Here is a 17038-nt window from a genome sequence, read left to right as displayed (position 1 = left end):
ATCGGCTCGGGTTTTATCAGTACCGGAGCGTTTATGCGGTTGGCCTTGGGGGCACTGCTGTTGATCAGCCTGAATGTCGCTGGCGCCGAGCAGCCATTGCGCTTCGTGGTGCCCGACAGTTGGGCGATGCCAATGGTGCAACTGGAACGCGGCCATCCCACCCAAGGCATCCTGCACGACGTGATGGTCAGCCTCGCGACCCAGGTCGGCGTGCCGGCCGAATTTCACGTACTGCCTCGCACACGGGTGCAAAACGCGATGGAGCACGGCGAAGTCGATATCCGCTGCTATGCGGCGCAGTCCTGGCAGCCGAATCAGTCCGGGGACTACATCTGGAGCATTCCGCTCTGGTTCCAGCGCGACATGTTGATCAGCCGGTCAGATCCGCTACCCTCGGTTGTGCCTGCAAACTTGCCGCGACAATCCGTTGGCACGGTGCTCGGCTACACCTACCCCACGTTGCAACCCCTGTTCGATGCCGACCGCCTGCATCGCGAAGACGCGCGCAACCAGGAACAGGTGCTGGAAAAACTCCTGGCCGGACGCTATCACTACGCCGTGAGCAATCAGTGGACGCTGGACTGGTTCAATCAGCGCCTGCTGCCCGATAGGCAACTGAAAGGTGTCGCGGTGCTGCAAGAACAGAGTGTGGGCTGCTACGTGCGCAACGACCCCAAGGTGCCCGTGCAGCGCATTTTGCGCACCTTGGTGCGAATGAAAATGTCCGGCGAAATCGACGACATCATCCGGCTCTATATAGGTTCCGAGCCAAGCACACCCTAAGCGATTCCTCTGATCGACACGAGACCATGTGGGAGCGAGCAGGCTCGCTCCCACATGGGTTCGGTGTTGATCACAAAACTTCAGCCTGCTTGATCCAGCGCCTGCCATTGCGCCGGCGCGACAAACCCCGCAACCCAGCCCGGTACTTCTGCGGGCGGCATCGGCCGGGCAATGAAACAGCCTTGAGCAACTTCGCAGCCCAGGCGCAGCAGCAATTTACCGTGCTCGATACTTTCCAGCCCTTCGGCGATCACCTGCCGACCAAAGGCCCGAGCCAGGCCAATGACAGCCTTGGTCAGGGCCAGATCATCACGATCTTCAAGGATGCCGCGCACAAACGACTTGTCGATCTTGATGGTTTGGGTTTGCAAACGCTTGAGGTAGCTCAGGGACGAATAACCGGTGCCGAAGTCCCCCAGTGAAAACTGCACCCCCAGCGCCTGACAGGCTTGTAAACAGGCGCTGACATGCTGAATATTCTCAATCGCCACCGACTCGACGATTTCCAGATCGAGCATCTGCGGGGCCACCTCGGCATGCCGGGCGAGCACGTGTTTGAGCCGGTCGACAAAATCCGCGCGCTGGAAATGTCGTGCCGCAATATTAATACTGACTGGCCAGCCCTGCCCCGCTTGCTGCCAATGGTGCAACTGCGACAGGACCTGATCCATTACCCACTCACCAATATCGATGATCAGGTCCGTTTCTTCCACCAGCGGCAAAAACTCCCGGGCCGGCACCATGCCGTGTTGCGGATGCTCCCAACGCAACAACGCCTCGAAGCCGACAACCTCGCCACGACGCATGTTCACCTTGGGCTGGAAATGCACACGCAACTCACCGGCAGCCAGCGCCTGGCGCACTCGCTCGACCGTTTGGTGAGTGGCCTTGACCTCCTGATCCCGGGACACGTCGAACAAATGAAAGCGATTGCGACCGCGTTGTTTCGCCACGTACATGGCCTGATCGGCATGACGTAACAGGGTTTCGGCATCTTCATTGTCGTCGGGGAACAAGGTGACGCCGATACTGGCAAATACATTGACGCCCTTGCCATGCAGCGAGTACGGCGCCGAAATAGCGCCGAGCACCCGGTTCAACGCCGCACGCAGTTCCGGCAGATCTCGCACATATCGCAACACCAGCACAAACTCGTCGCCGGCCAACCGTGCCACCACATCTTCGCCGCGAACAATGGTTCGCAAACGCTTGGCTACCTCGACCAACAGCTGATCGCCACTGGCATGCCCATAGCCATCGTTGACCGCTTTGAAGCCGTCGAGGTCGAGCATGCACACTGCCAGCGGGATGTTTTCGTGACGGGAGAACTCCAGCGCCTGATCCAGCAAATCCGAGAGGAACGCGCGATTCGGCAGCCCGGTCAGCACGTCATGCCCCACCCGCCATTGCAGTGAATGCAGCAATTGGTGTTTTTCGCTGATGTCGAAACGAATCGAAAGATAACGGTCAACCCGCCCGGTAGCGTCATCGAGCACCGGCACCATAGTGCTGTCGACCCAATACAGGCTGCCGTCCTTGGCGCGATTACAAATCTCGCCTTTCCAGACCTTGCCCAAGGCGATGGTGCGCCACATAGTCGCGAAGAAATCGGCGGAGTGCAGACCCGAGTTGAGGAGACGATGGTTCTGCCCGAGCAGTTCTTCGCGGCTATAGCCGGACACGGCACAGAACTGATCATTGACGTGGGTGATCCGGCCGCTCAGATCGGTCTCGGAAAAAATCGCGGCGGCATCCACGGCCCTGCGGTACTTCTCATCCATGAGTCAGGCTCGCTGTGGCTAGCGGTAGTACCGCTCGACCCGTGCGGGATGCCCGGTAGAGATGTTTTTATAGGTAATGCGCAGCAACACGATATCACTCCATGAACAGCGTTTGATGGCCTCCTGACAGCAGAGATCAACTAACCTTAAAGGCCCAAAACATCCATTTTGAGCGGCGATTCTACGAAATGCATCACATTTTGCAAAGCAAGGTGATGGATAATGCAGTTGTCTAATGCAAAAATCTATCGTTAAGTTCTTGATTCTAAATGGGAATTAAGCGATGCAAATTTCAAGTTTGGGTGCGGCCATTCGGCGCTACCGCAAGGTCGCTGGGCTTACTCAGGCTGAACTCGGCGAAAAAACCGGTTTTGACCCCAAAACCATCAGCCGCTTCGAAACCGGCACCTACACTCCCAGCGTGGAAGCCTTGTTCCTGTTTTCCGATGTGTTGGGTGTGAAGCTGAAAGCCTTTTTCGCAGATTTAGGCGATGAAGATGAACAGCGGGCGTATCTGTTCGGTGTCATACATAAAGCCACCCCGAAGGATCTGGGAAAGCTGATTGCAGCGGTTGACCAGGCCTTGTCCAAGCCTTGATGCCAGAAATAAAAAAGGAGGCCGAGATGTCGCATTCGACAGCTCGGCCTCCATTTATGTGCGCGCTCTGAAAACCGGAAACGAAAAAAACACCGCCCTGGACAAGATCCGTGGCAGAGCAACAAGAATGTAATTTTAGACAGATAACGCGAGGGAGGACTCGCGGTGCGTTATGGAGGCAACCCCACCAGCCACACCCCGGCACACAATGTTCCCGCTGTGGCTGCTTCCTTCCGGATCTGACCAGGTTCACGGGTAATCGTTGCGGGGGGACCGATGGGGTCACCATAACGACGCCCGCCTGACGGCGAGCCGCGCCATTGTACCTATCTGAGACGAAGTTACAACCGTTCGATCCAGATTAAAAATATGAATCAGGTCAAGGACATGCACAGGGCGCGAAACACCACTGTCCGTAGCAGCTGTCGAGCCTGCGAGGCTGCGTTCGGCTCGGGCCGCGTTCGGACGAAGCAGTCGTCGATCCGAAACTCCTGAAATTTACCTGAAAAACCGCGCTGCCTGATTTTACGCCTGCTTCGCAGCCGAACGCAGCCTCGCAGGCTCGACAGCTGCTACAAGTAAATGCAGCGTTCAGCAGACTCTACAAATCCTGCAACACCTCATCCGCCCGGCCGCCCTCCTGCTGGATCACCAGGTGGATGAAGTGCAGCTTGGCGATCACTGCCGGCGGCAGGACAAACGGATAGAAATCCGGCTGCCCCATGCTGCGCGACAACTCATTAAGCATGCCGGCCAGTTCGATCCACGCATTGACGAACGACAGGAACGCCGCGCCGCCGGGATGCTGTGGATCATAGAGGGTGCTTGGGGGAAACGGCTGATAGTCGAAATCCATCTCCCTGGCACTCATTCCGAACCCCAGCGCCGTATCCACCGCGTCCATCATGTGCAGGTAGTGAGCCCAGGTTTCGGCCCAATCCTCCCACGGATGCATGGTCGCGTAGGCGCTGACGTAATGTTGCTGCCAGTCAAGCGGTGCGCCTTGCTGGTAATGCCGCTCGAGAGCGTCGGTGTAGCTGGCGCGTTCGTCGCCGAACAGGCCCCGGAACGGTTCCAGCCAATGGCTGTTGGCGATCAACCGGTCCCAGTAGTAATGCCCAACCTCATGACGAAAATGCCCGAGCAATGTGCGATAAGGTTCGTGCATCTGCACCCGAAGCTGCTCGCGATGGGCGTCGTCGGCTTCTTTGATATCGAGGGTGATCAGACCGTTGGCGTGACCCGTGGTTGGCGGCTTGCCTTCGAGGTCGACGCCAATGAAATCGAAAGCCAGTCCAGCCTCTTCGTCCACGGTTTTGGGAATCACCTGCAAACCCAGGCTGACCAACTGTGCAACCAGCCGCCGCTTGGCCGTTTCGACCTTGCGCCAGCGTTCGTGGTTTTCGCCAATCGACAGGTCGGGAATGGTGTGGTTCAGGCTACAGGCGATGCATAACGCATCGTGGTCATTGGCGGGCAACAGCCAATTGCACGCGGCCGGGGAATCGAGGTTGGCGCAGCGGCGCAAGACACCTGCTTCGGGATCGGCGTCGAGCAACCAGGTATCAGCCTGCACGCCGGGCTGCAGCGACGATAGGCGACTCTGCTCCGGTTGATAACCCAACGCCGCCGAACACGCCAGGCACTGGCTGTTGCGAAAAAACAGCGACTGCCCGCAGCGGCACTGCCAGACCTTGCTGTTACGCGAGCTTTCGCCGATGAAGGGCGCGGCGATGCGTGAACTGAGCTGTTCGAAGAAGCGGTACATGACGATCTCTCCCTGGGGCTTGCCAAGACTAGATCATTACCTGACAAAGATCGTTCCCACGCTCTGCGTGGGAATGCCGCCCCGGACGCTCCGCGTCCGCTGTGACGCAGAGCGTCACGGGATGCGTTACCACGCGGAGCGTGGGAACGATCGACTAAACAGAAATACCGTGCTTCGTCAGGAATTCGACAAACGCCTCTTCATCCAGAACCTTCAATCCCAGCTCATTAGCTTTCGTCAACTTGGAACCTGCACCCGGCCCTGCCACCACACAATGAGTCTTGGCCGACACCGATCCCGCTACCTTGGCACCGAGGCTTTCAAGTTTGTCCTTGGCGATGTCGCGGCTCATCAGCTCCAGCGAGCCGGTCAGCACCCAGGTCTGCCCGGCCAGCGGCAAGCCTTCAACGACTTTCTTCTCGCTCTGCCAGTGCATGCCGAAATCGCGCAGCTGTTTCTCGGCGGCTTCAGCAATTTGACGATTTTGCGCAACCGCAAAGAACTCCCGAACCGAAGTGGCCTGTTTCTCCGGCAGCGCCTGACGCATGTCCAGCCAGTCAGCGCTCATGACCCCCTCCAGCGAACCAAACTTATCTGCCAGCTTCTGCGCCCCACCCGGCCCGACCGAAGGTATGTGCAGCTTGTCGAGGAAGCCACCCAACGTAGTGCTGGCGGCAAACTCGGCGCCAAGCTCGCCCTGATCCTGAATCTGCATACCGTGCTTGAGCAGATCCTTGATCACCTGCTGGTTATGCGCATCTTCGAAGAAGCTGTGAATCTCGTGAGCCACTTCCAGACCAACATCCGGCAAGTATGTGAGCACTTGCGGCAACGCCTGCTGAACCCGCTCCAGCGAGCCGAGAGAACGCGCCAGCACCTTCGCCGTCTCTTCACCGACATCGGGAATCCCGAGGGCGTAGATGAAGCGAGCCAGGCTCGGCTGCTTGCTGTCTTCGATGGCGCTGAGCAAGTTCTTGCTCGACAACTCGGCAAAGCCTTCCAGATCGACAATCTGTTCAAACGTCAGCGCGTACAAATCAGCAGGCGAACTCACCAGCCCTTCGTCCACCAGTTGCTCGACGCTCTTCTCGCCCAGGCCTTCGATGTCCATGGCACGACGGGAGACGAAGTGAATGATTGCCTGCTTGAGTTGCGCACCGCAGGCCAGACGACCAACGCAGCGGTACACCGCACCTTCGCTGACGGTCTCCCGACCTTTGCTGCGTTTGACCAGTTGCGTGCGCTCGACATGGGAACCGCAGACCGGGCATTTCTCGGGAATCTGTACTGGCCGTGCGTTGTCCGGACGGCGCTCGATGACCACTTGCACCACCTGCGGAATGACATCGCCAGCGCGGCGAATAATCACGGTGTCGCCAATCATCAGGCCCAGACGCGCCACTTCATCCATGTTGTGCAACGTCGCGTTGGCCACGGTCACACCGGCCACCTTGACCGGCTTCAAGCGCGCCACCGGCGTCACCGCACCGGTACGACCGACCTGAAATTCCACATCAAGCAATTCAGTGAGTTCTTCCATCGCCGGGAATTTGTGCGCGATCGCCCAGCGCGGTTCACGAGCACGGAAGCCCAGCTCACGCTGAGAGGCAATGCTGTTGACCTTGAACACCACGCCGTCGATTTCGTAGGGCAGCGAATTTCGGCGCTCACCGATGTCGCGGTAATAATCCAGGCACTCATCGATGCCATGAGCCAGTTTCAACTCATGACTGATCGGCATGCCCCAAGCCTTGAGCTGCTTGAGATTGCCAATGTGTGTATCAGCAATATCGGCCGAAATCTGACCGATGCCATAGCAGCAAAATTCCAACGGACGGTTGGCCGTGATCTTCGAATCGAGCTGGCGCAAACTGCCGGCCGCCGCGTTGCGCGGATTGGCGAAGGTCTTGCCGCCGACTTCCAGCTGCGTGGCGTTGAGACGCTCAAAACCGGCCTTGGACATGAACACTTCGCCGCGCACTTCCAGGGTCGCCGGCCAGCCCGTACCGTGCAGCTTGAGCGGAATGTTGCGCACGGTACGGACGTTGACGCTGATGTCTTCGCCGGTGGTGCCGTCGCCGCGAGTCGCGCCGCGCACCAACACGCCGTCCTGATACAACAAGCTGACCGCCAGGCCATCGAGTTTGGGTTCACAGCTGTATTCCACCGCGGCACCGCCACCAAACAAGTCGCCGACCGGCAGGTCGAGACCTTCAGTTACCCGGCGATCGAACTCGCGCATGTCGGTTTCTTCGAAGGCGTTGCCGAGGCTGAGCATCGGCACTTCGTGACGCACCTGTGTGAACGCCGACAGCGCCGCACTGCCGACGCGCTGGGTTGGCGAGTCGCTGGTGATCAGTTCGGGATGGGCCGCTTCGAGGGCCTTGAGCTCGTGGAACAACCGATCGTATTCGGCGTCCGGAATGCTCGGCTCGTCCAGCACGTGGTAGCGATAGTTATGCTGATCCAGCTCAGCACGCAGCTCTAGAATGCGGTTTTTGACGGCGGTCATGGGTGTTCTCTCATAAAGCAAAAGAGCAGCCGAGGCTGCTCAATCTCATATCATCAGGATCAAGAGATCGCAGCCTCGTTTCACTCGACAGCTCCTACAGAAAATCGCGACCCCTGTAGGAGCTGTCGAGTAAAACGAGGCTGCGATCTTTTGACCTTAGCGCTTCTGGGTCAGGGCGCGACGTTCGAACTCGACGATGCGCTGACGGTAATGCTCAATCGTCTGGGCGGTCAGCACGCTGCGCTGGTCGTCTTTCAGTTCACCGTTCAGCTCCTGAGACAGTTTGCGCGCCGCGGCCACCATCACGTCGAAGGCTTGCTTCGGATGACGTGGGCCTGGCAGACCGAGGAAGAAGCTTACTGCCGGTGTGCTGAAGTGGTCGATGTCGTCCAGATCGAAGACGCCCGGCTTGACCGCATTGGCCATCGAGAACAGGACTTCGCCATTGCCAGCCATGCTTTCGTGGCGATGAAAGATGTCCATCTCGCCAAAACGCAGACCGCTTTCCAGAATATTCTGCAACAGCGCCGGGCCTTTGAAGCCGGCGGCGTCGCGGCAGATCACGCTGATCACCAGCACTTCTTCTGCTTGCGGTTGTTCCTTCTCGCTGACCGAGCCCGAAGACTTGGTGTCATCCGGGAAATCGTCGTCACGGCTGCTGAAGCTCGGGCCGCCGTCCAGATCCAGACTCAGGTTCATGTCGCCCTGGGAAGGCTCGCCATGGCCACGCTTGCCGCGCTTGGAACCCGACTCACGCGCCTCACGGGCAGGCATGCTCACCGACGGCAGATCGTGCTCGTCCAGTTGCGGTTCTTTATGCGTATCCAGCACACGGGGCGGGCCCAACAGCTCGGCGCTGGTGTCCTCGTCCGGCAAGTTGGACAAACTTCGGTCGAGACGAAATTTCAGTTTCCCCTTGCCGCCGCGCATGCGCCGCCAGCCATCGAAAAGAATACCGGCAATGACAATAATGCCGATGACGATCAGCCACTCGCGCAGACCGATTTCCATGTAATCCCGTGCCTCTATAAAAAATGCTGAAAAATAAGAGGTTTACAACTCGCAAACCGCTTTAAAACGTGGCGCCAACTCTATGTTCTGACAGGCGTTTTGCCCACGTATACGAAAAATTGACATTAAACTAGCACGACCAAAGGCAACTTTACACCGTCTGTCACAACGGCTTGCGCGAATATGTCGATTGGCCAGCAAGTCAGGGCAGGTAAATAAGTCCTACAACTCAAAAATACCTCTCCTTCAAGCGTCGACTCAGGCATCCACCATCGCCATCGCCTCCTCCACATCCACTGCCACCAGACGCGAGCAACCCGGTTCGTGCATCGTCACCCCCATCAGTTGCTCGGCCATTTCCATGGCGATCTTGTTGTGGGTGATATAGATGAACTGCACCGTCTGCGACATCTCTTTGACCAGCCGTGCGTAGCGTCCAACGTTAGCGTCATCCAATGGCGCGTCAACTTCATCGAGCATGCAGAACGGCGCCGGATTCAACTTGAAGATGGCAAAAACCAGAGCCAAGGCAGTCAGGGCTTTTTCGCCACCGGAGAGCAAATGGATGGTGCTGTTCTTCTTTCCTGGCGGCTGCGCCATGATCGTTACCCCTGTATCGAGTAGATCTTCGCCTGTCAGTTCCAAATAGGCGCGTCCTCCACCGAAAACTTTTGGGAAAAGGGCCTGTAAACCACCATTGATCTGATCAAAGGTATCTTTGAAGCGGTTTCGGGTTTCCTTGTCGATCTTGCGAATCACGTTCTCGAGCGTATCCAGCGCTTCTACCAGATCGTCGTTCTGCGCATCCAGATAACGTTTACGCTCGGATTGTTGCTGGTATTCGTCGATGGCCGCCAGGTTGATCGCACCGAGGCGCTGAATCCGCGCGGCAATGCGTTCGAGTTCTTCTTCGGCATCCTTTTCGTTAGCCTCGGCCACCAGCGTGGCGAGCACGCCATGAAGGTCGTAGCCGTCTTCCAGCAACTGATCTTCGAGCGCTTTGCGGCGCACGGTCAGGGCTTGCCATTCCATGCGCTGGGTTTCCATCTGGCCGCGAATCAATTGCGATTGCTGTTCCGCCTGACTGCGACGTTTTTCCGCGTCACGCAGTTCGCGGTCGGCGTCTTCCAGAGCGATCTGCGCCGTCTTGAGTTCTTCGTCGACGGTCATGCGTTTGTCGAGCAACTCTTCGAGTTTGAGGCGCAACTCTTCCAGCGGTGCCTCGCCCTCCTCCAGATTGAGGCTGAGCTGTTCGCGCTTCTCGGTCAGGCGCTCGGACTGCATTTCCAGACGTTCCAGCGCCTGACGCGTCGAGTCGTGTTGTGCCTTGAGCGAACCCAGACGCACCGCCAGTTGATGAGCGTGATCCTTGTGCTGCCGGGCTTCCTGCCGCACCCGATCGAGTCGCTCGCGCAAGCTGTCGCGCTGAGCCAGCAGCAACTCGCGCTGCTCGGTGTCCAGCGCCATGCTGTCGAGGGCTTCCTGCAATTGCAGACGCGCCTCGCCGATATTTTCGTGCTCCAGAGCGCGTTGCTCAGCCAATTCGGTGAGCTCTTCGTCAAGGCGTGTACGACGCAGGGTCAATTGTTCGGCCTTGGCTTTGCCGGCGGACAACTGGGCTTTCAACTCACCTTGCTGACGCGCTTCGTCTTGCAGCAGACGGCGCAGGTGTTCGCGACCGTTTTCCTGCTGACGCTGCTGCGCCCTGAGATTCTGAAGTTGGGTTTCCAGGGTTTCGACCGTGGCTTCGCGCTCTTCACGCTCGAGGCCCAGGCGCTGGATTTCCTGACCACGAGCCAGCACGCCGCTTTCGGCTTCGCTGGCCCGGCGTACGCGTAAAAAGTGTCGACCAACCCAGTAACCGTCGCGGCTGATCAAGCTCTGGCCGGCGGTCAATTGATTGCGCAGGGCCAACGCCTGTTCAAGGCTGTCGACCGGTTTAACCTGCCCCAGCCACGGCGCCAGATCGATCTGCGCTTCAACTTTATCGAGCAAGCTGCCGGGTACGCGCACGCCATCAGTGGCCGGGCTGAGCAAGCGCAAATCGCCTTGGGCAAAACCGGCCAGATCGAAATCGCCGAAGTCATCCACCAGCACCGCTTGCAGGTCGGCGCCAAGCACGGTTTCCACCGCCAGCTCCCAACCGGCCTCGACTTTCAGGCCTTCAGCCAGACGCGGACGGTCCGCCAAATGTTGTTCGCGCAGCCATTCAGCGGTGCCGGTGCCCGGATCGAGTGCGGCTTGTTGCAAGGCTTCAAGGGAGGCGAGGCGACCGTTCAGACGCTGCAAGTCGCCCTGAGCCTGCTGCTGATTTTGCAGCGCTGATTGCAATTCCTGACGCAGTTGCTCGAGGCGTTCGACCTGGGCTTCTTCACTGGCCTGCAAATCTTCGAGGGTCGCTTCACTCGCCGCCAGTTGCTCGCTGAGCTCCATGATCGCCGCGTCTTCCGGGTCTGCCGAGAGCAACGTGCGCTCCTCGCCAAGACGCTTCTGACGATCGGCCAGGCGTTCCATGCTGGTTTCCAGCTGCTGGATGCGCGACTGCTGAACTTCGGACTGGCGACGCGGTTCGGCGGCCGTCAGGTTGAAGGTGTCCCATTGCTCTTGCCAGGCGTGCATGGTGGTTTCGGATTCTTCCAGCGCAGCGGCAGCCTCTTCGGCGGCGGCGCTGGTGACTTCCTGTTCAGGGGTGAGCAGGTCCAGCTCTTCGCCCAGGGTCAGCAGCAAGGTGCGGTCGTGGCCCAGGTGAGACTCGGTTTCCAGACGCGCGCGCTCGGCTTCTTTCAGATCGTCTTGCAGCTGGCGTAGGCGTTGCTGACCGTGCTGGATGCTCTGCTCGACCCGGGCGATGTCGCCGCCGACCGAATAGAAGCGCCCCTGCACCAGATTGAAGCGTTCGGACAGGTCGTGGTGCCCGTCCCGCAAGCGTTCGATAGCCGCATCGGCGTTGCGCTGCTCGGCCACCAGCGCTTCGAAGGTGACTTCCTGATTGCCGATGATCGCTTCGCGCTGACCGACCTGTTCATTCAAAGCCTGCCAGCGCAGGGCCGACAGTTGGGCCTTGAGCTGACGCTCCTCGCCCTTGTATTCCTGATACTTCTTGGCGGCCTCGGCCTGGCGGTACAAGCGTTCAAGCTGACGCTCGAGCTCTTCGCGCAGGTCGGTCAGGCGGGCCAGGTTTTCGTGGGTGCGGCGGATGCGGTTTTCGGTCTCGCGCCGGCGCTCCTTGTACTTGGAGATGCCCGCCGCTTCTTCAATGAAGTTGCGCAGGTCTTCGGGCTTTGACTCGATCAGCTTGGAGATCATCCCCTGTTCGATAATCGAGTAGCTGCGCGGGCCCAGGCCTGTACCCAGAAAGATGTCGGTGATATCGCGACGGCGGCACTTGGTGCCGTTGAGGTAATAAGTGGTCTGGCTGTCGCGGGTCACTTTGCGGCGAATGGAAATTTCCGCGTAGGCCGCGTATTCGCCGAGCAGGGTGCCGTCGGAGTTATCGAATACCAGCTCGATGCTGGCCTGGCTCACCGGTTTGCGACTGGTCGAGCCGTTGAAGATGACGTCGGTCATCGACTCGCCGCGCAGGTTCTTGGCCGAACTCTCGCCCATCACCCAGCGGACGGCGTCGATGATGTTCGACTTGCCGCAACCATTGGGCCCGACCACCGCCGCCATGTTACTGGGGAAGTTCACCGTGGTCGGGTCGACGAAGGATTTGAACCCCGCCAGTTTGATGCACTTTAGCCGCACGCTTAAGCGTCCGTCAGGGCAGAAACCACCAGATCACTGCTGCGCTGGGCATACGCCGTCAGCACAATGCGAATCTGCGGAAAATCACGGGCCAGCACGGCGGCGAGCAAGCGCTCGAACAGCTCAAGGAACTCGCTCATCGAGGCCTTGCGCTGCTCCAGGGCGAGGAAATACGCGCGGCTCATGGCCGGCTGCAGATTCTCGACGGTTTCCTGCAAGTACGGGTTGTTGGCGAACGGATACGCGGCGCGCATCACACTGAAGCTGTCGTCGACGAAGGTGCGAATGTCCTGACGCTCGTAGCTGGCGGTCAGACGCTGCTGGATTTGCACGAACGGCGCCATGTCGGCCTGGACTTGCCAGCCGCTGGCCACTGCATTGCCCAGCAGGATGTAAAGCTCGCTCATCAGCGTGCACAGGCTCTGGACCTTGTGAACCGTGAGCTCGGTCACGTGGGCGCCACGTCGCGGCAGGATCGCGATCAGGTGGCGGCGCTCGAGGATCAGCAAGGCTTCACGGACCGAACCGCGGCTGACATTGAGGGCTAGCGTGACCTTCTGTTCCTGGATGCGCTCCCCGGGCTTCATTTCGCCACGAATGATGCGTTCGGCGAGGTGGTGAGCAATTTGCTCGGCGAGGCTGTCCGGCGCCTTGAACGTCATGGTTGTCCTTCAAACTCTTCGATTTGCACAAGCGGCGCAGTGTAGCGCACATGAAGGGTCATGGCGGAGTGCCCACTCGGCGGTTTTTGGCACGATTCAAGCAAAAAGCAGGCTATCCCGTGAGGGTCAATAATAAAGGAACGAGTCGTTTATCGACAAAACGCTATTTCCTGACCTTTAAGTCAGAAAATCATTGACCGGAAAGTCAGACCTGATAAATTCGGTTCAAGTCGGTTAACAACAATAATGAGTCTGCGAGGCCTTCCGTGATCCAGTTTTTACTTAACCAGGAACTCCGTAGCGAGCACGCCCTGGACCCAAACCTGACCGTGCTCAATTATCTGCGCGACCATGTGGGCAAACCCGGCACCAAAGAAGGCTGCGCCAGCGGTGACTGCGGCGCCTGTACCGTGGTAGTCGGCGAGCTGCAAACGGATGATGATGGCCGCGAACACATTCGCTATCGCAGCCTCAACTCGTGCCTGACGTTCGTTTCGTCATTGCACGGCAAACAACTGATCAGTGTCGAAGACCTCAAGCACCAAGGCGAACTGCACAGCGTGCAGAAAGCCATGGTCGAGTGCCACGGGTCGCAATGCGGTTTTTGCACACCCGGCTTCGTGATGTCGCTGTTTGCGCTGCAAAAGAACAGCGATCAACCGGACTCGCACAAAGCCCACGAAGCACTGGCCGGCAACCTCTGCCGCTGCACCGGCTATCGGCCGATTCTGGCTGCCGCCGAACAATCCTGCTGCGGCAAGCAAACGGACCAGTTCGACGCCCGTGAAGCCGACACCATCGCTCGCCTGAAGGCCATCGCCCCCACCGACATCGGCGAACTCAACAGTGGCGACAAGCGCTGCCTGGTGCCGCTGACCGTGGCCGATCTCGCTGACCTCTATGACGCTTATCCACAGGCTCGCCTGCTGGCCGGCGGCACCGATCTGGCGCTGGAAGTCACGCAGTTCCACCGCACCCTGCCAGTGATGATCTACGTCGGCAATGTTGCCGAGATGAAGCGCATCGAACGCTTTGACGATCGCCTGGAAATCGGCGCCGCCACCGCCCTCTCCGATTGCTACGAGGCCTTGAAAGCCGAGTACCCGGACTTCGGCGAATTGCTGCAACGCTTTGCTTCCCTGCAGATCCGCAACCAGGGCACCCTCGGCGGCAACATCGGTAACGCCTCGCCGATCGGTGACTCCCCGCCCCTGCTGATTGCACTCGGCGCGCAGATTGTCCTGTGCAAAGGCGAAGTCCGTCGCACGATGGCGCTGGAAGATTACTTCATCGATTACCGGGTCACCGCGCGTCAGGAAAGCGAGTTCATCGAAAAGATCATCGTGCCGCGTGCCAGCGCCGAACAACTGTTCCGCGCCTACAAAGTATCGAAACGTCTGGACGATGATATTTCCGCTGTCTGCGCCGCGTTCAACCTGCGCATCGACAACGGCGTGATCGCCGAGGCCCGCGTCGCCTTCGGCGGCATGGCGGCAACGCCAAAACGCGCCAAGGCCTGCGAAGCCGTATTGCTCGGTGCCACCTGGAACAACGATACCGTCGAACGCGCCTGCGCCGCACTGGCCGAAGATTTCACGCCGCTCTCGGACTTCCGCGCCAGCAAGGAATACCGCCTGCTCAGTGCGCAAAACCTGCTGCGTAAATACTTCATCGAACTGCAAACACCGCACATCGAGACTCGGGTGACCGCTTATGTCTAATCATCACGCCGTAGAGAAGACCCAAGCCGAATTGGCTGAACTGTTCGCCAAAGACCTGACCACCGGTGTCGGCCGCAGCGTCAAGCACGACAGCGCCGCCAAGCACGTGTCCGGTGAAGCGCAGTACATCGACGACCGGCTGGAATTTCCGAACCAGTTGCATGTTTACGCACGCCTGTCGGACCGCGCCCACGCGAAAATCATCAGCATCGACACCAAGCCTTGCTACGCCTTCGAAGGCGTGCGCATCGCCATTACCCACGAAGACGTGCCGGGCCTGAAAGATATCGGACCACTGCTTCCGGGCGATCCACTACTGGCCATCGACGACGTGCAGTTCGTCGGTCAACCGGTGCTCGCCGTGGCGGCGAAAGATCTGGAAACCGCGCGTAAAGCCGCGATGGCCGCGATCATCGAATACGAGGATCTGGAGCCGGTACTGGACGTGGTTGAAGCGCTGCGCAAACGCCACTTTGTGCTCGACAGCCATACGCATCAGCGCGGTGATTCGGCCGGTGCCTTGGCCTCCGCCGAGCATCGTATCCAGGGCACGTTGCACATCGGCGGGCAGGAACACTTCTATCTGGAAACCCAGATCTCTTCGGTGATGCCGACCGAAGACGGCGGCATGATCGTCTACTGCTCGACGCAGAACCCCACCGAAGTGCAGAAACTGGTGGCCGAAGTGCTCGATGTGTCGATGAACAAAATTGTGGTCGACATGCGCCGCATGGGCGGTGGTTTCGGCGGCAAGGAAACCCAGGCCGCAAGCCCGGCGTGCCTGTGCGCAGTGATCGCGCACCTCACCGGCCAGCCGACCAAAATGCGCCTGCCGCGCGTAGAAGACATGCTGATGACCGGCAAGCGTCACCCGTTCTACGTCGAATACGACGTGGGCTTCGACAGCACTGGCCGGCTGCACGGCATTGCCCTGGAACTGGCCGGTAACTGCGGTTGCTCGCCGGACTTGTCGGCATCGATTGTCGACCGTGCGATGTTCCACGCCGACAACTCGTACTACTTGGGCGATGCAACCATCAACGGTCACCGCTGCAAAACCAACACCGCCTCAAACACCGCTTACCGTGGCTTCGGCGGCCCGCAAGGCATGGTCGCCATCGAAGAAGTGATGGACGCCATCGCCCGTCATCTGGCCCTCGATCCGCTGGCGGTGCGCAAGGCCAACTACTACGGCAAGACCGAGCGCAACGTCACCCATTACTACCAGACCGTCGAGCACAACATGCTCGAGGAAATGACCGCCGAGCTCGAAGAAAGCAGCCAGTACGCCGAGCGCCGCGAAGCGATTCGTCGCTACAACGCCAACAGCCCGATCCTGAAAAAAGGCCTGGCGTTGACCCCGGTGAAATTCGGTATCTCCTTCACCGCCAGCTTCCTCAACCAGGCCGGTGCGCTGATCCACGTTTACACCGACGGCAGCATCCACCTGAACCATGGCGGCACCGAAATGGGCCAGGGCCTGAACACCAAAGTCGCGCAGGTCGTGGCTGAAGTGTTCCAGGTGGAAATGGACCGCGTGCAGATCACCGCGACCAACACCGACAAGGTGCCAAACACCTCGCCGACCGCCGCTTCCAGCGGTGCCGACCTGAACGGGAAAGCGGCGCAGAACGCAGCGGAAATCATCAAGAAACGCCTGGTTGAATTCGCTGCGCGGCAGTACAAAGTCAGCGAAGAAGACGTGGAATTCCACAACGGCCATGTACGCGTTCGCGATCACATCCTGACCTTCGAATCGCTGATCCAGCAGGCGTATTTCGCTCAGGTTTCGCTGTCGAGCACCGGGTTCTACAAGACCCCGAAAATCTTCTACGACCGCAGCCAGGCGCGGGGCCGGCCGTTCTACTACTACGCCTTCGGCGCAGCGTGCTGCGAGGTGATCATCGACACCCTCACCGGCGAGTACAAAATGCTGCGCACCGACATCCTCCACGATGTCGGCGACTCACTGAACCCGGCGATCGACATCGGTCAGGTCGAGGGTGGTTTCATCCAGGGCATGGGGTGGCTGACCATGGAAGAACTGGTGTGGAACAACAAGGGCAAACTGATGACCAACGGCCCGGCCAGCTACAAGATCCCGGCGGTGGCGGACATGCCGTTGGACCTGCGGGTGAAGCTGGTGGAAAACCGTAAAAATCCGGAAGACACGGTGTTCCACTCCAAGGCAGTGGGCGAGCCGCCGTTCATGCTCGGCATTGCGGCCTGGTGTGCGATCAAGGACGCCGTGGCCAGTCTGGGCGACTATAAGCATCAACCGAAAATCGACGCACCGGCGACGCCGGAGCGGGTGTTGTGGGGTTGTGAGCAGATGCGCCAGTTGACGGTGGCGAAGGCTGTCGAGGCTGAGCCGGAGTTGGCTTCGCTCTAGACCGAGGCGCGCCCATCGCGGGCAGACTCGCTCCCACATTGAAATGCATTCCAAATGTGGGAG

The 17038-nt window shown here is 59.3% G+C and carries 10 protein-coding genes and 1 other RNA gene; 4 read left to right on the top strand and 7 right to left on the bottom strand.

The genetic code is table 11. The annotated features are described in order from the left end of the window. Positions 1-33: 33 nt before the first annotated feature. Complete coding sequence (locus JFU47_RS26640; RefSeq protein ID WP_201186854.1) at positions 34-783, top strand: substrate-binding periplasmic protein; 750 nt, start codon at positions 34-36, stop codon at positions 781-783. 80 nt (positions 784-863) lie between these two features. Here JFU47_RS26640 and JFU47_RS26635 read toward each other — a convergent pair whose 3' ends face one another. Next, complete coding sequence (locus JFU47_RS26635; protein ID WP_201186853.1) at positions 864-2564, bottom strand: putative bifunctional diguanylate cyclase/phosphodiesterase; 1701 nt, start codon at positions 2562-2564, stop codon at positions 864-866. A 283-nt stretch (positions 2565-2847) separates the two neighbouring features. Here JFU47_RS26635 and JFU47_RS26630 point away from each other — a divergent pair, with 283 nt between their 5' ends. Next, positions 2848-3162, top strand: coding sequence for a helix-turn-helix domain-containing protein (locus JFU47_RS26630; protein WP_201186851.1), 315 nt, complete (start codon positions 2848-2850; stop codon positions 3160-3162). 182 nt (positions 3163-3344) lie between these two features. Here the strand turns inward: JFU47_RS26630 and ffs are convergent. The 6 genes from ffs to JFU47_RS26600 form a co-directional block, all read right to left on the bottom strand. Continuing rightward, positions 3345-3441: signal recognition particle sRNA small type (gene ffs / locus JFU47_RS26625), an RNA gene on the bottom strand. A gap of 322 nt (positions 3442-3763) precedes the next feature. Further along, on the bottom strand, positions 3764-4930 hold the full coding sequence (locus JFU47_RS26620; protein ID WP_201186849.1) for a zinc-binding metallopeptidase family protein: 1167 nt from the start codon (positions 4928-4930) through the stop codon (positions 3764-3766). 154 nt (positions 4931-5084) lie between these two features. Next, positions 5085-7442 carry an NAD-dependent DNA ligase LigA gene (gene ligA / locus JFU47_RS26615; RefSeq protein WP_201186847.1) on the bottom strand — a complete coding sequence of 786 codons (2358 nt, stop codon included), beginning with the start codon at positions 7440-7442 and terminating at the stop codon, positions 5085-5087. A gap of 156 nt (positions 7443-7598) precedes the next feature. Then, positions 7599-8453, bottom strand: coding sequence for a cell division protein ZipA (zipA, locus tag JFU47_RS26610; protein WP_140679758.1), 855 nt, complete (start codon positions 8451-8453; stop codon positions 7599-7601). 258 nt (positions 8454-8711) lie between these two features. Next, entirely contained in the window at positions 8712-12200 is a 3489-nt protein-coding gene (gene smc, locus JFU47_RS26605; protein ID WP_201186845.1) for a chromosome segregation protein SMC, read from the bottom strand. 2 nt (positions 12201-12202) lie between these two features. Continuing rightward, positions 12203-12862 (bottom strand): GntR family transcriptional regulator, encoded by a 660-nt coding sequence (locus JFU47_RS26600; protein ID WP_046047881.1) that lies wholly within the window; start codon positions 12860-12862, stop codon positions 12203-12205. Between the two features lie 266 nt (positions 12863-13128). Here JFU47_RS26600 and xdhA point away from each other — a divergent pair, with 266 nt between their 5' ends. Both xdhA and xdhB read left to right on the top strand, forming a co-directional pair. Further along, a complete protein-coding gene (gene xdhA / locus JFU47_RS26595) occupies positions 13129-14583 on the top strand; it encodes a xanthine dehydrogenase small subunit (RefSeq protein ID WP_201186837.1) in 1455 nt (484 codons plus the stop codon). Continuing rightward, positions 14576-16975: a xanthine dehydrogenase molybdopterin binding subunit gene (gene xdhB / locus JFU47_RS26590; protein ID WP_201186835.1), complete on the top strand. Its 2400-nt coding sequence runs from the start codon at positions 14576-14578 to the stop codon at positions 16973-16975. Before xdhA ends, xdhB begins: the two co-directional genes overlap by 8 nt. The last annotated feature ends 63 nt before the right edge of the window (positions 16976-17038 follow it).

This window comes from Pseudomonas sp. TH39(2020), from assembly GCF_016650715.1.
Classification (GTDB): Bacteria; Pseudomonadota; Gammaproteobacteria; order Pseudomonadales; family Pseudomonadaceae; genus Aquipseudomonas; species Aquipseudomonas mandelii_C.
This window is presented reverse-complemented; position numbering and strand designations above follow the sequence as displayed.